The sequence below is a fragment of the Phyllobacterium chamaecytisi genome, assembly GCF_020164455.1.
Classification (GTDB): Bacteria; Pseudomonadota; Alphaproteobacteria; order Rhizobiales; family Rhizobiaceae; genus Phyllobacterium; species Phyllobacterium chamaecytisi.
Genome location: NZ_JAIQWW010000093.1, coordinates 1 through 212 on the forward strand (window position 1 = coordinate 1; position 212 = coordinate 212).

A 212-nucleotide genomic window follows, 5' to 3' on the forward strand; every position below is an offset into this window, starting at 1 on the left:
GCGATCGTATCTCCGTCCGCATCCCCTGCGGAGAGGAAGCGGAAGGTGTCATTGCCTGCGCCGCCGTCGATGACATTGACTGCGCTGCTTGCAGTGATCGTATCGTTGCCGGAACCGGTCACGACGTTCTCGACATTCCATAGTGTGTCGTTGCCCGATTGACTGCTCGATGCACTTCCCCGGCCCGCAAAGCCCGTTCCGAGGTCGACTGT

Annotated in this window: 1 protein-coding gene; it reads right to left on the bottom strand. The window is 60.4% G+C overall.

The genetic code is table 11. The features are described 5' to 3' along the window. On the bottom strand, positions 1–212 hold a 212-nt coding region (locus tag LB462_RS31085), incomplete at both ends, for a M10 family metallopeptidase C-terminal domain-containing protein (protein WP_224515976.1).